This window comes from Enterococcus innesii (assembly GCF_022846515.1).
Taxonomy (GTDB): Bacteria; Bacillota; Bacilli; order Lactobacillales; family Enterococcaceae; genus Enterococcus_D; species Enterococcus_D innesii.
In genome coordinates, this window is sequence record NZ_AP025635.1 from 1937501 (window position 1) to 1952514 (window position 15014).

At 44.8% G+C, this 15014-nt stretch carries 9 protein-coding genes, 2 rRNA genes and 1 other annotated feature (1 of these 12 cut by a window edge); of the genes, 6 read left to right on the plus strand and 5 right to left on the minus strand.

Annotation, left to right across the window (positions count from 1 at the left end; genetic code table 11):
* Window positions 1-454: ribosomal RNA gene (locus ENLAB_RS09055) — 23S ribosomal RNA — on the minus strand; it reaches 2461 nt to the left of the window's first position.
* Window positions 455-683: 229 nt separating this feature from the next.
* Window positions 684-2243: ribosomal RNA gene (locus ENLAB_RS09060) — 16S ribosomal RNA — on the minus strand.
* The 16S and 23S rRNA genes sit together here, the layout of an rRNA operon.
* A 716-nt stretch (window positions 2244-2959) precedes the next feature.
* Here ENLAB_RS09060 and croR point away from each other — a divergent pair.
* The 4 genes from croR (at window position 2960) to ENLAB_RS09080 (ending at window position 8223) form a co-directional block, all read left to right on the plus strand.
* On the plus strand, window positions 2960-3649 hold the full coding sequence (gene croR, locus ENLAB_RS09065) for a response regulator transcription factor CroR (RefSeq protein ID WP_008376963.1): 690 nt from the start codon (window positions 2960-2962) through the stop codon (window positions 3647-3649).
* Window positions 3639-4847 (plus strand): sensor histidine kinase, encoded by a 1209-nt coding sequence (locus ENLAB_RS09070; RefSeq protein ID WP_244350786.1) that lies wholly within the window; start codon window positions 3639-3641, stop codon window positions 4845-4847. The genes croR and ENLAB_RS09070 overlap by 11 nt, the downstream gene beginning before the upstream one ends.
* 35 nt (window positions 4848-4882) lie before the next feature.
* Window positions 4883-5080: a binding site (T-box leader), on the plus strand.
* Window positions 5081-5137: 57 nt separating this feature from the next.
* Window positions 5138-6415 (plus strand): serine--tRNA ligase, encoded by a 1278-nt coding sequence (gene serS, locus ENLAB_RS09075; protein WP_086293456.1) that lies wholly within the window; start codon window positions 5138-5140, stop codon window positions 6413-6415.
* 287 nt (window positions 6416-6702) lie between these two features.
* Window positions 6703-8223, plus strand: a complete 1521-nt coding sequence (locus ENLAB_RS09080; RefSeq protein WP_244350787.1) for a polysaccharide deacetylase family protein — start codon at window positions 6703-6705, stop codon at window positions 8221-8223.
* 69 nt (window positions 8224-8292) lie between these two features.
* Here ENLAB_RS09080 and ENLAB_RS09085 read toward each other — a convergent pair whose 3' ends face one another.
* A complete protein-coding gene (locus tag ENLAB_RS09085; RefSeq protein WP_086293459.1) occupies window positions 8293-8919 on the minus strand; it encodes a TetR/AcrR family transcriptional regulator in 627 nt (208 codons plus the stop codon).
* An 85-nt stretch (window positions 8920-9004) separates the two neighbouring features.
* Between ENLAB_RS09085 and ENLAB_RS09090 the strand changes: the two genes are divergently transcribed.
* Together ENLAB_RS09090 and ENLAB_RS09095 are read left to right on the plus strand one after the other, a co-directional pair.
* Window positions 9005-9706 carry an ABC transporter ATP-binding protein gene (locus ENLAB_RS09090; RefSeq protein ID WP_008376960.1) on the plus strand — a complete coding sequence of 234 codons (702 nt, stop codon included), beginning with the start codon at window positions 9005-9007 and terminating at the stop codon, window positions 9704-9706.
* Between the two features lie 9 nt (window positions 9707-9715).
* Window positions 9716-12421, plus strand: coding sequence for an FtsX-like permease family protein (locus ENLAB_RS09095; protein ID WP_244350789.1), 2706 nt, complete (start codon window positions 9716-9718; stop codon window positions 12419-12421).
* A gap of 158 nt (window positions 12422-12579) precedes the next feature.
* Here the strand turns inward: ENLAB_RS09095 and guaB are convergent, their stop codons facing one another.
* Window positions 12580-14064, minus strand: coding sequence for an IMP dehydrogenase (gene guaB, locus ENLAB_RS09100; RefSeq protein WP_074535545.1), 1485 nt, complete (start codon window positions 14062-14064; stop codon window positions 12580-12582).
* Between the two features lie 202 nt (window positions 14065-14266).
* Complete coding sequence (locus ENLAB_RS09105) at window positions 14267-14959, minus strand: DUF1129 domain-containing protein (RefSeq protein ID WP_005226251.1); 693 nt, start codon at window positions 14957-14959, stop codon at window positions 14267-14269.
* Window positions 14960-15014 lie beyond the last annotated feature (55 nt).

The following is a 15014-nucleotide window of genomic DNA, read 5'->3' on the forward strand; positions in this document are numbered from 1 at the left end:
TGGTCCTCCCGGATTCCGACGGAATTCCTCGTGTTCCGCCGTACTCAGGATCCTCCTAGGTGTTATCCAAATTTCGCCTACGGGGTTTTTACCCTCTTTGACATACTTTTCCAAGTATTTCGACTATCTGAATAGACTACCATATCGGAGTCCTACAACCCCAACAAGCAAGCTTGTTGGTTTGGGCTTTTCCCGTTTCGCTCGCCGCTACTCAGGGAATCGAATTTTCTTTCTCTTCCTGCAGGTACTTAGATGTTTCAGTTCTCTGCGTCTACCTCGACTGCGCTATGTATTCACGCAGACGTAACATCCTATAAAAGATGCTGGGTTCCCCCATTCGGAAATCTCTGGATCATAGCTTACTTACAGCTCCCCAAAGCATATCGGTGTTAGTCCCGTCCTTCATCGGCTCCTAGTGCCAAGGCATCCACCGTGCGCCCTTATTCACTTAACCTTTGACCTTACGGTCGGTTTTGAGTACTTCTTCTAGCGATAGAAGGTTGCTCAAGAAAATAAGCGTTGAACTTATTAAAAAACTCTTTTAACATTTCAACTCGGTGTGTGTTACTTGTTTTGATTCTTTCTTCGATATCCAGTTTTCAATGAACAAATTTTGTTTGAGAGTAAACCTCTCAAAACTGAACAAAGGCAAACGATGTGTAGTCTTCCGAAATATTCCTTAGAAAGGAGGTGATCCAGCCGCACCTTCCGATACGGCTACCTTGTTACGACTTCACCCCAATCATCTATCCCACCTTAGGCGGCTGGCTCCAAAAAGGTTACCTCACCGACTTCGGGTGTTACAAACTCTCGTGGTGTGACGGGCGGTGTGTACAAGGCCCGGGAACGTATTCACCGCGGCGTGCTGATCCGCGATTACTAGCGATTCCGGCTTCATGTAGGCGAGTTGCAGCCTACAATCCGAACTGAGAGAAGCTTTAAGAGATTAGCTTAGCCTCGCGACTTTGCAACTCGTTGTACTTCCCATTGTAGCACGTGTGTAGCCCAGGTCATAAGGGGCATGATGATTTGACGTCATCCCCACCTTCCTCCGGTTTGTCACCGGCAGTCTCGCTAGAGTGCCCAACTAAATGATGGCAACTAACAATAAGGGTTGCGCTCGTTGCGGGACTTAACCCAACATCTCACGACACGAGCTGACGACAACCATGCACCACCTGTCACTTTGCCCCCGAAGGGGAAGCTCTATCTCTAGAGTGGTCAAAGGATGTCAAGACCTGGTAAGGTTCTTCGCGTTGCTTCGAATTAAACCACATGCTCCACCGCTTGTGCGGGCCCCCGTCAATTCCTTTGAGTTTCAACCTTGCGGTCGTACTCCCCAGGCGGAGTGCTTAATGCGTTTGCTGCAGCACTGAAGGGCGGAAACCCTCCAACACTTAGCACTCATCGTTTACGGCGTGGACTACCAGGGTATCTAATCCTGTTCGCTCCCCACGCTTTCGAGCCTCAGCGTCAGTTACAGACCAGAGAGCCGCCTTCGCCACTGGTGTTCCTCCATATATCTACGCATTTCACCGCTACACATGGAATTCCACTCTCCTCTTCTGCACTCAAGTCTCCCAGTTTCCAATGACCCTCCCCGGTTGAGCCGGGGGCTTTCACATCAGACTTAAGAAACCGCCTGCGCTCGCTTTACGCCCAATAAATCCGGACAACGCTTGCCACCTACGTATTACCGCGGCTGCTGGCACGTAGTTAGCCGTGGCTTTCTGGTTAGATACCGTCAAGGGATGAACATTTTACTCTCATCCTTGTTCTTCTCTAACAACAGAGTTTTACGATCCGAAAACCTTCTTCACTCACGCGGCGTTGCTCGGTCAGACTTTCGTCCATTGCCGAAGATTCCCTACTGCTGCCTCCCGTAGGAGTCTGGGCCGTGTCTCAGTCCCAGTGTGGCCGATCACCCTCTCAGGTCGGCTATGCATCGTTGCCTTGGTGAGCCGTTACCTCACCAACTAGCTAATGCACCGCGGGTCCATCCATCAGTGACGCAAAAGCGCCTTTCAACTTTCTTCCATGCGGAAAATAGTGTTATACGGTATTAGCACCTGTTTCCAAGTGTTATCCCCTTCTGATGGGCAGGTTACCCACGTGTTACTCACCCGTTCGCCACTCTTTTTCTTTCGGTGGAGCAAGCTCCGGTGAAAGAAAAAGCGTTCGACTTGCATGTATTAGGCACGCCGCCAGCGTTCGTCCTGAGCCAGGATCAAACTCTCATAATGATTTGTTTGAATGACCAAATGGTCACTAAGCTCATAAAAATTAACTTTGCTAGCTATTGCTTGCATGTATTTGTTTCAATAAATTGAAACGTCCTACACATTGGTTCGTTTGCTTGCTTTGTTCAGTTTTCAAAGGTCTACCGTGCTGTGTTAGCAACTTTTATATCATATCAGAGTGACATTTAATTGTCAACTCTTTTTTTAAAAGTTTTTTTTCGCTCGTTGTTTTTCAACTTCGTAGCGGCTGTCTCAGCGACTTTATTAGAATAACAAATGATTTGTTATTTGTCAACAACTTTTTTCAATTAATTTTGTTGATGTATCAACATTGATTAACTGTTTCAAAATTGCGACTTCGTTATAATATCATCTGTCGAGCTGTGCGTCAACTACTTTTTTCAATTCTTTTTAGGAATTCAATTAGTCATTTGGCACATGTAATAATATACCAAGACTTGCGCTATTCGTCAACCATAAAATGATTGATAGACCAACGTTTCTAGTTACTCCGTTTCCAAAGATGATTCGTGATTTTTAGTCCGTGATTTCCGCCTTTTTTAAGGACTTTTTCCGTTATTATTTGCCTATCGTTCGTCTTTTTCCTTTTTGTGTTTTCTTAATTCCTATCATTCTTATAAATTTAAGTATGATTTTATCTATTTTGTGGAATATTTGCTAAAATGGAGAAAAGAATATTGTTCCTAGGAGGACCCAGTATGAAAATACTTGTAGCAGATGATGACAAAGAGATCGTAGAACTATTAAGCATTTATTTACACAATGAAGGTTATGAATCGGTCAAAGCATATGATGGAAAAGAAGCACTGACCAAGATCCGCACCACTTCTGATATCGAACTATTGATCTTAGATATCATGATGCCGGAAATGGATGGCATGCAAGTCGTGAAAGAATTGAGAAAAGAATCCCAAATCCCTATTATTATGCTGACCGCTAAAACAACCGATATGGATAAGATTCGTGGATTGGTCGCCGGTGCGGATGATTATGTCACAAAACCTTTCAACCCATTAGAAGTTATGGCCCGGGTAAAATCGTTATTGAGAAGAACCAAGATGCAGGCTGCTTCAAATCAACCAGAGATTCTGGAAGTAAGCTCTCTTATTATCAATCGCGATTCCCATGAAGTAAAAACCGTCGATGGCAACGAAATTCAATTGACTGCATTAGAATTTGGTATCCTCTACTTACTGGCATCGCATCCCAACCGTGTCTTTAGCGCCGATGAGATTTTTGAACGAGTTTGGAAACAAGAAAGTGTCGTTTCTGCCAAAACAGTTATGGTCCATGTCAGTCACTTACGAGATAAGATCGAAGAAGCCACGGATGGTGAAAAAGTCATCCAAACAGTATGGGGGGTCGGCTACAAAATAGATGCGAAGTAAACCAACTGAAAAAAAGCGCAACACACCAATCGAAAAAAAGAAACGGATCACGTTGACCTCAAAGGAAATCAGTGAGTTATTTGCCGAAGGAATTGTAACGATTGTTCTTTTACTTCTATTAAATATCGCTATTTTGGTCATCTTGACCTCAATCGTTGAAAACTCACCAGATTTAGTTGATGCCATCTACGCATCGAAGAATGCTTTCACGTCTGCCTTTAATACGGATATCTTCCGCAGTGGGCGTAACTTCATTCTACCGATGTTCTTCCTATTAGATGTGATCGTCTTATATTGGCGTTTGATTCGCCGCTACCATCAAATGCAGCTACGTCACATCATCAGTGAGCTTCATTTTATTGCGGAAGGCAATTACGATCATCGCATCCCCTTCGAGTTACGGGGCGATTTAAGTCGGATCGTTTCTAATATCAACGGCTTAGTCGACAGTACGGTGGCGGCGATCGAAGATGAACGGCGGATCGAGCAATCCAAAGATGAGCTGATCACCAATGTCAGTCATGACATTCGAACACCATTGACTTCGATCATCGGCTATTTAGGTCTAATTGAAGATCGACAATACCATTCAGAAGAAGAATTGCTGAAATATACCCATACGGCGTATGTCAAAGCCAAGCAAATGAAATCCCTCGTCGATGATTTGTTTGAATACACAAAAGTGCGCCAGCCTAGCGTGCCAATCAATGTGATGGAATTTGATATGGCTCAGCTAGTGGAACAATTGGCGGCGGACTTTGAATTAGAAGCTAGCCGAAAAGGTATCAAGATTGAAACGTACACCCATCCAGAGCATATCGAGATGGATGGCGATACCGAAAAACTGGTGCGGGTCTTCAATAACTTGCTTTCGAATGCCTTGAAATACGGCAAAGGCGCCGATAAGATCCGCATGGAAGTCGAGAAAGTCGGGACCGAAGCGATCTTAACAGTCAAAAACAATGGGCAAATGATCCCTAAGCAAGCCCTTGATTCTCTATTCGACCGTTTCTACCGAGTGGAAGAATCCCGCTCTCAAGAAACAGGAGGAACTGGCTTAGGTCTAGCGATCGCTCAAAGCATCGTCGCCTTACATGGCGGCTATATCTATGCCAAGTCAACGCCAGAATGGACGTCCTTTATTATCCATCTCCCGTTGAAACGCAACAACTTATCCAACACACAAACCTATGGTTGACGACCCAACATTTTTTGGGTATGCTAGAGAAAATAATCAAGGCACAGAACCTAGTATATTTTTTTCATCTGTATAGAGAGCTGATGGTTGGTGAAAATCAGTGTTGGAAAAAATAGAATCCAGTTCTTTAACGTGTATTTTTCGAAAGAAAAATCGTTGGCTCACGATACGAGCAGCAAGGGCAGCGCAAGCTGAACTTGGGTGGCACCGCGAATGGTCATTTCGTCCCAAGCAATACGGGATCGGAATGGCCTTTTTTCTATGGAAAAATCAAAGGAGGATGTATCACTATGTTAGATGTAAAAATGATTCGCCAAAATTTTGCTGAAGTACAAAGCAAACTCGCAACACGCGGCGTGCAGAAAGAAGTATTGGACCGCTTTTTAACGCTTGACGAACGTCGCCGAGAGCTCTTAGTCCAAACGGAAGAACGCAAGAAATTGCGCAACGATGTTTCTGGTGAGATCGCTGCCTTGAAACGGGCGAAAGAAGACGCGGCTGATAAAATTGCCCAAATGAAAGAAGTCGGTAGCCAAATCAAACAATTGGATGAAGAAATCGCCCAAATCGATGAAGACATCAAAGAGATCGCCACGACGTTACCGAACTTGCCGAATGATTCTGTTCCGGTGGGCAAAGATGAAGACGACAATGTAGAAGTCCGCCGCTGGGCAGAACCAAAAACCTTTGACTTTGAACCAAAACCCCATTGGGAGATCGCAGAAGACTTGGGGATCCTCGACTTTGAGCGGGGCGCCAAAGTTTCTGGTAGCCGTTTTGTTTACTACAAAGGCTTAGGTGCTCGTTTGGAACGTGCCTTATACAACTTCATGTTGGATCAGCATGTTTATGAGCATGGATATACAGAGATGATCACCCCGTATATCGTCAACAGCCAAGCAATGTTCGGTACTGGGCAATTTCCGAAGTTCAAAGAAGATGTTTTCCAATTGGCAGACACTGATTTGACTTTGATCCCGACTGCGGAAGTACCTTTGACCAACTACTATCAAGGGGAGATCTTAGAACAAGAGCAGCTCCCTGCCTACTTCACTGCCTTGAGCCCATCATTTCGTTCGGAAGCCGGCAGCGCTGGCCGTGACACTCGCGGCTTGATTCGCTTGCATCAATTCAATAAAGTCGAAATGGTGAAATTCAGTGATGCAGAACATTCTTATGAAGAATTAGAAAAAATGACGGCTAATGCCGAAGACATTTTGCAAAAACTCCATTTGCCTTACCGTGTGCTTAGCTTGTGTACAGGAGATATGGGCTTTTCTGCAGCGAAGACCTATGATTTAGAAGTATGGATCCCTGCCCAAGAGATGTATCGTGAGATCAGCTCTTGCTCAAACTGTGAAGACTTCCAAGCACGCCGTGCGATGATCCGTTACCGCGATCAAGAGGGCAAGATTCACTACATGCATACACTAAACGGCTCTGGTCTGGCTGTCGGTCGGACGGTGGCTGCAGTGCTTGAAAATTATCAAAACGAAGACGGCAGTGTAACGATACCGGAAGTTCTGGTTCCTTACATGGGCGGACTGACAAAAATTGAAAAAGCCTAAGCCTTAGTAACCTCAGTAGCAACCCCTAGAGAACAGTCACACCGCGTGAAGGTTCCCTAGGGGTTTTCTTGTTCACGTCGCCTGTAGTGGTTTCAATCCCCCCTAGCCACTTTGATCGCTTCTTGCAAGAGAAACAACGCAACAAGGTTGTAATTTTTAAGCGAATAATTAGAAAAATCCCTTTGTCTTTTTAATCCTCTATCAGAAACCGGGCATGATCGTTGAAAGTGCCTGTGACTTATGGTAACGTGGGCATAATTTAGGATGGAATGAAGGGAGCTTCACCAATGCCCGAACGAAAGACCTATGCCCGTCGGAGTGACTTACACAAGAAACCAAACAATAATCAAAAACGAACAGCATCCGCTGATGAAAGACCGAAAGGACCACCCTCGAAAAAGAAGCCGTATCGAAAAGCAATTTTTTCCTTATTCGCCTTATTATTGATCGTTTTGATCGCAACGGCTGGCTCAGTCCTTTACACCTTGCACCAACAAGAAGTTGCCGCCCAAGCAAAATATGAGGCAGCTGCGGAGAAATTATTGGCATCAATCCAAGCAGAACAAAGCCAAAATGGGTTAAAAACAACGCCTGAAGTGCTCTCCAAAGGAGCAAACAAAGAACTGATCTACCGCCCGCAAGACCTCGATACGTTTCCCATCAAAGATATCAAAGATCGGTTGACGAAAGCCGCTGAGTCATTGCGCAAAAAACAAACGGAAAAAGAAGTCGTCACCGTTGCCCGTATCCAAGCACAAACAGTAGCTGCAAAAGTCTCTACCTATTCATTAAAAGCCGACAGCTATGTATGGAATCGAGAAACCGGTCGTTTTGAAGATGCTGATCGTTTAACAGATGCACCGATCTTTGTTTCAGAGAAGACACAAACCGAATTGTCTTTGAAAGAACTGGTTCCTGATGAAGGCAGCTTATTAGGTATTCAGCAAGTCATTCAACAGAAACTGCTGGATCAAGCTAAGGAACCCGCAAAAATCATCGACGCCGTCTTGGCCATGGAGCGGATCACCTTCGATTCGAAATTTACTTATGATCCGGAAAAGCTGACCATCGAATTGCCAAAAAATCAGACGGGAGCGACGGAAATCACCCTGTCTTACAGCGAGATCGCCCCATTCATTGATCCTGATCTCGTGGCTGCTGACCAACTCGACAATGCCTTGCCAAGTCTTGACCCCAATAAAAAATACGTGGCATTGACCTTTGATGATGGACCCAACAACACCTCCACCATGGATCTGTTGAACATCTTACAAGAAAATGATGTCAAAGCGACCTTCTTTATGCTAGGACAAATGGTTGAGCAATATCCGCAAGCTGCCAAAAAAGTCCAAGAAGCTGGACACGAGATCGCCAGTCATTCTTACTCTCATCCGCAGCTGAATACTCTTTCAGCGGAAGATTTGCAGTCAGAAGTCACGAAAACCAATAAAGCCATTTACAATGCGACGGGTTTACTACCTAGGAATTTACGGCCCCCTTATGGCGCTATCGACAAACAAAGCGCAGAAACCATCGGCATGCCGATCATTCAATGGGACATCGATTCTCAAGACTGGAAATTGAAGGATCCGAAGAAAATCAATGCCTTGGTTCAACAAAATGTCTTTAATGGTGCCATGATCTTGATTCATGATATCCACCCGAAATCTGTGAAAGCTGTACCGGGAGTCATTAAAACGCTCAAAAACGAAGGCTACGAATTCGTGACCGTCGATCAATTATTAGGCGCACGGCAAAAACCGCTGCATCAATACTTTGGGATGAACGATGAACGCCTCGTTGATTAAGAGAAAAAGGAACGCAGCAAATTGTCTCTTGCTGCGTTCCTTTTTGGTTATTGGATCGTTCCCTCTTTTTTAGCCCTTCTTTTCTTCATACACATTAGTCACAAAAATTTGAATCAATAGATCAGCGACAGCTTTTGGCGGCATCGTTGAAAAATCTTTGAGCCAGCGTTCGATCAACCCGATAGATCCGCAGACAAAAAAGCTCAGGCACAGCTCCAATTCTTCCTCGGAAGCATCTTGAAAGTATTGGGCAAACCGTTTCAAGGTCTCCGGTTTAATCTCAGACAACAAAAGATTCAGCAAATGGCTGTTGTTCAACAAAATCAAATGGGTGGTACTAGGATTCTCATACAAAATCGTCAATAGCTTTTCCAGCCAAAGATCCAATGACAAATTTTCCTGCTGCAAGTTCGATGCGATCTGCTCAACGAGCTCCCCTTCGATCTCCTCCAACAAAGCGGCTGTGTCCTTATAATATTTATAAAATGTTCCCCGATTGATATCTGCTCGTTCCGCAATCTCTTTGATCGTGATTTTGCGGTACTCTTTTTCCAACAATAACTCCTGAAAGGCGCGCCGGATCACTTTTTTCGAGTAGATCGTTCGACGGTTCCCCACAGTCCCTACCATATCGTTTCCCCTTTTCTCTGTACATTTGATCAATATTTGTCTATTTAATGACAAATACGTAAGCATTGAGGATTGCTCTTACTTTTCTTTCTTAGTATACTAACACCATGTGATTAAATCAACACGTGTTTAAAAAATGGAGGCTTTATTAATGAGTTATGTTGAAGTAAAGAATGAATATAAACGCTATCAGATGGGCGAAACCACCATCACTGCCAACAACGATCTTTCCTTTGCCATTGAAGAAGGCGAATTAGTGGTGATCCTTGGACCCAGTGGTGCCGGAAAATCGACCGTTTTGAATATTTTAGGCGGGATGGATTCGCCAGATGAAGGAGAAATCATTATCGACAATGTCGATATCGCGAAGTTTAACGACAAACAGCTGACGGAATACCGCCGCACAGACGTCGGGTTCGTCTTCCAGTTTTATAATTTAGTCCCGAATTTGACAGCGAAAGAAAACATTGAATTGGCAACAGAAGTCTCACCGAATGCACTCGATCCTGATGAAGTCTTAGCCCAAGTCGGGTTAGAAAACCGCAAAAACAACTTTCCTTCGCAGCTCTCTGGTGGGGAACAGCAGCGGGTATCGATCGCTCGGGCGTTAGCCAAAAACCCGAAACTGCTGCTATGCGATGAACCGACTGGTGCCTTGGACTTTGAAACAGGAAAACAAGTGTTGAAGCTTTTGCAAAACGCTAGCCGGAAAAATGGCAATACGGTGTTGATCATCACCCATAATAGCGCCATTGCCCCGATCGCCGATCGGGTGATCCATATCAACGATGCCACTGTCCGTTCCATTGAAGAGAATCCTCATCCCATCTCGATCGATGAAATCGTTTGGTAGGAGGATCTGATGAAAAATAAGACCTATCTTAAAGCAAGTTTGCGAGAGATTCGCCAATCAAAAGGCCGCTTTATCGCAATCACCTTGATCATTTTTTTAGGAACATTTCTCTTTGTCGGTGTCAAAGCGACCGGCCCGATCCTGAATCATTCCGCAAGTGAATATGTCAACGGCCAGCAATTAGCAGATCTGCAAGTCACTTCCACGCTGGGATTGACGGAGGACGACATTGATGCGGCGAAAAAAAGTGGTGCGCACACAGAAGCCGCCTATCAATTTTATTACGCTGCCAACTCAGATGAAGTCGTGCAAGTGACCTCTTATGATCCCTCGCAGGAACTCAACCAGCTACTGGTGAAGGACGGCCGACTGCCAGAAAAAGCCGATGAAATCGTGCTGGACACCGAAGCAAAAAATTATGGCTGGCAAATAGGGGATACTTTTACGATCGATGATCCCGACAATCTGTCGGACAAAGAGTATACGATCGTTGGGTTTGCCACTTCTCCGATTTATATCAGTGCTGCCGAACGGGGCTATGCGAATGTCGGCAGCGGTGTCGTGACGTACTTTGCTTATGTACCGGAAGAACAGTTCACGATGGAGGTCAAATCGATCCTTTATCTCGCCTTTGATGATGTCGCTGGGCTTGAAACATACTCCGATGCGTACACCGACAAGATGGCAGCCCATCAAGAAACGATTGAGGAACTGTTTGCGGATCGCCCTAAAGAACGCTTAGCAGAAATTCAGCAAGACGCTTTTGATGAATTAGCCCCTGCAGAAAAAGAAGTCCGCGATGGACAAAAACAGTTAGCTGATGGACAAGCCCAACTGGATCAGGCCAAAGCGGAACTAGAACAACAGCAAGCCGCCTTGGCACAGCTGCCGCCCGTACAACAAGCAGCCCTCGAAGGCCAATTGGCAGCTGGGGAAGCAGAATTGACACAGCAGCAAGACCAATTAGATGAACAGCAACAAGAACTAACTGACGCCCAACAAACACTGGCAGAAAAACGGGCAGAGATCGAAGACTTGGCAGAGCCGACGTATCTTTACAACCAGCGCAAAGACACCCCCGGTTTCCAAGAATATGGTGGGTTGTCTGATCGTATCGCCGCGATCGCCAATGTGTTCCCAGTCTTCTTCTTCTTTATCGCTGCGTTGATCACCTTTACGACACTGACGCGGATGGTAGAAGAAAACCGCAAAGAGATCGGTACCTTAAAAGCGATGGGCTATGGCAAAGTCGAGATCTCCCTTAAATATTTGATTTATGCTCTCCTATCTTCGGCCATTGGCATTATCAGTGGTGCCGTATTAGGAACCGAACTGTTGCCGCGTTTGATCTATTTCCTATCCAGCGAACGGTATCTTTTAGACGGAATTCGCGTCTATTATGTCTGGTCGCCAATTATTTTGGCCGCGATCGCCTTTTTACTGGCGACTCTCGGTGCCTGCCTCTTTGTTTTGATCAAAGAATTGCGGGAAAAACCTGCCCAGCTACTGCAAGTTCGGGCGCCAAAACCTGGGAAACGGATTTTATTAGAAGCCATTACCCCCCTATGGTCACGATTAAGCTTCAATCAAAAAGTCAGCTTCCGTAACATTTTCCGCTACAAATCGCGAATGATTATGGCGATCATTGGCATCGCCGGTTGTACGGGACTGATGGTGGCAGGTGTTGGGTTGAAAGATTCCTTAAGTGCTGTGACTGCGAAACAATTTGGACCCATTACGGATTATCAAGCCGTCGTGACCTTAAATGATGCGAAGGAAGAAACCGTTGCTGCCGCTGAAACGGTTTTAACAGACGATCCTTTTGTGACCCATTCGATGCTAGTCTACAATGAAACGATCGAGATTCGACCGGCTAACCAAGGAAAACAAAGTTTGACCTTGATGGTTCCGGCAGATCAAGAAGCTTTTACCGACTATGTCCATTTGAAAACGACGGCAGGACAGAAGCTGTCATTAACAGAGGGCGCCGTACTGACTATGAAGTACGCAGAATTGTATGATCTGCAGGTTGACGATACATTGACCTTCTATACTAGCGATCAAGAAGCCTTTGAAGTACTTATTAGTGGCATCGCAGAAAATTATTTAGGCAATTCTCTTTATCTGTCACCAACCGTTTACGAAGAAATCACCAATAGTACCTTTGAACCAAATGCCTTCTTAGTCAAAAGCAAGACGATGACGAAAAAGCAAGAGGAAGCTTTATCAACAGCCTTGTTAGATACCGACAAAGTCAAAAACACGACGTTCCTTTCCACTCAGATCAAAATGCAGGATGATTCGATGGGCAACTTGAACTCCATTGTCTTGATCTTAGTTGTATTATCAGGGGCATTAGCCTTTGTCGTCTTGTATAACTTGACCAACATCAATGTTTCCGAGCGGATTCGCGAACTTTCTACCATTAAAGTATTAGGGTTTTACAATAAGGAAGTCACCATGTACATCGTACGGGAAAATATCGTCTTTACGTTATTTGGGATTCTCGCAGGCTACGTGGTAGGTTACTTCTTAACTGACTTTATTTTGATCCAAGCTTCGATGGAAAACATGGTCTTTCCATTAGTGATCACTTGGCCGGCCTATGCTTTAGCCGGCGGCATGACGATTCTCTTTACGATCATCGTGATGTACGTCACCCATGTGAAACTGACTCATGTCAATATGATCGATGCATTGAAATCAAACGAATAAGTTACTGCTAAAGCGATTTGCTGATCATCCAGCAGCGATTTTAAAGAAAAGGACGCCACTCTTGCCTAGATAGCTGAGAGTGACGTCCTTTTTTGAACAAATAATCCCCTCTGTCCGCTTTTGAACAGAGGGGATCGTTTGTTTTCACGTGAAACATTTTATGATTTTACAGAGTAGTTCGGTGCTTCTTTCGTGATTTGAACATCGTGGGGATGTGATTCTTTTAGTCCGTTGCCGCTCATTTGGATAAATTGTGCTTCATCACGTAATTGCTGTAGATTGCCAGCACCGACATAACCCATCCCTGATTTCAACCCGCCGATCATTTGGAAGATGATATCAGAAACGCTGCCTTTATAAGCGACACGCCCTTCAATGCCTTCTGGAACCAATTTGTTGGCTTCGTTTACGCCCCCTTGGAAGTAACGGTCGCTGGAGCCTTTTTCCATTGCCCCCAATGAACCCATTCCGCGGTACGTTTTGAAGCGACGGCCTTGATAGATTTCGAATTCACCTGGTGATTCATCGGTTCCTGCCAACATGCTGCCTAGCATTACGGCATGACCGCCAGCTGCTAAAGCTTTGACGATATCGCCAGAGTACTTGATCCCACCATCAGCAATGATTGCTTTTCCGTATTGACGTGCCACAGAGGCTGCATCATAGATCGCGGTCAATTGAGGAACTCCGACACCGGCTACCACCCGAGTAGTACAGATCGATCCTGGACCGATCCCGACTTTTACGACATCGACACCAGCATCATACAATGCTTTCGTGCCTTCGGCAGTGGCAACATTTCCAGCAATCAATGTCGCTTCTGGGAAATGGGCACGAATTTCAGAGATTTTGCGTAAAACACCGGCACTGTGTCCGTGGGCAGTATCAATGACGATCGCATCCACGCCTGCATCCAATAATGCTTGTGCACGTTCAAAGGTATCGCTGGTAACGCCGACTGCTGCTGCCACTAATAGGCGTCCATGCGTGTCTTTGGCTGCATTCGGGAATTCGATCACTTTTTCAATATCTTTGATAGTGATCAACCCGCTTAAGATTCCTGCTTCATCAACGATCGGTAATTTTTCGATCTTGTGTTGTTGTAAGATTTTTTCCGCGTCTTTCAACGAAGTACCGACAGGTGCTGTGATCAATTGGTCTTTGGTCATCACATCATTGATCGGCATCGTATAATCCGTGACAAAACGCATGTCGCGGTTCGTGATGATACCGACTAATTTGCGGTTTTCCATCGTTTCTACGATCGGTACCCCGCTGATGCGGTACTTGCTCATCAAATGTTCTGCATCAGCAACTAAGTGGGTTGGTGTTAAGAAAAACGGATCGATGATCACGCCGCTTTCAGAACGTTTTACTTTGCGCACTTCATCTGCTTGCGCTGCGATACTCATGTTTTTGTGAATCACGCCAAGTCCGCCTTGACGCGCCATTGAGATCGCCATTTTACTATCAGTTACGGTATCCATACTGGCACTTATGATTGGAATATTTAGTGTAATATTCGGGGCAAGCTGCACTTTCATATCCACGTCATTTGGCAAGACGTGACTTTCTGCCGGAATCAATAAGACATCATCAAACGTTAACCCTTTTTTTACAAATTTGGTTTCCCAGTTGGACATTTTTGTAACCACTCCTTAAAGTTTTTAGGTATTTTAAAAAAAATAGCAAAGATTTTTTCATAAGTCAACCATTCGGAAAGCTTTCTTAATAATCCTCTTCAAACCTTTGGTCAAATCTCATAATTCGCCATTTTTTCTAAAAAAACACGCTGATCGTGCGGTCTTTTTTAACAAAAGAAGGCGCACGATCAACGTGTAGCCATCAGCCTCTAGGAACAGACAGACTGCTGATGATATTGTATTTGCGTTTCAAGTAGTACTTCGCTGCTAATGCCACTGCCCCGATCAAGGCTTCAATCACAGGATCAACTTGTGGATTCAATGGTGGTTGGATCATCGCAGAAAGCGAGATCACAACGATCCATAGCATGAAGGCTGCGACTAAAATCAAAATGATCTTCCACATCTTCGGCCGTTTGCTCTTATCGGCACCCGGGCGTTCATATTGATACATGTATTTGTACATCAAGTAGAACACCCAACCAGCAAGCATCGCCATCAAGAAGAGGGTCAATAAGCCATAAGGTTGTGCTTGTCCTCTAGTAAAGATTCCCATAACCCCTAACATCAACCCAAAAATCCCTAAAATCAGCAAGGTGTTATCCAACCACATCAAGAAGGGGCCGGATTCTTTTTGCTCAACGGGTTTGTTGATGATGGCTTCGGTACGTTCAGACACTGTACCAAATAATTGGCGGGCCGTTTTGCCGCCTTTTTGTTCTTTGACTAAGACCGGCAGCATCTCATGCAAGGCAATCGTTTTTTCTTCTTCAGAAAGGTTGGCTGCCTCTAGCGATTTTTTTAAATCAAATATATATTGTTGGTTTCGTTTTGTTAATTGTTGTTCTAATTCACGATTTTCGGAAACATAATTTCGCAGAGTTTCTGGTTCCATGAATTGATTCTCCCTTCTGCGTTTTCTTCACAATGGACATTTTACCACAAATTCA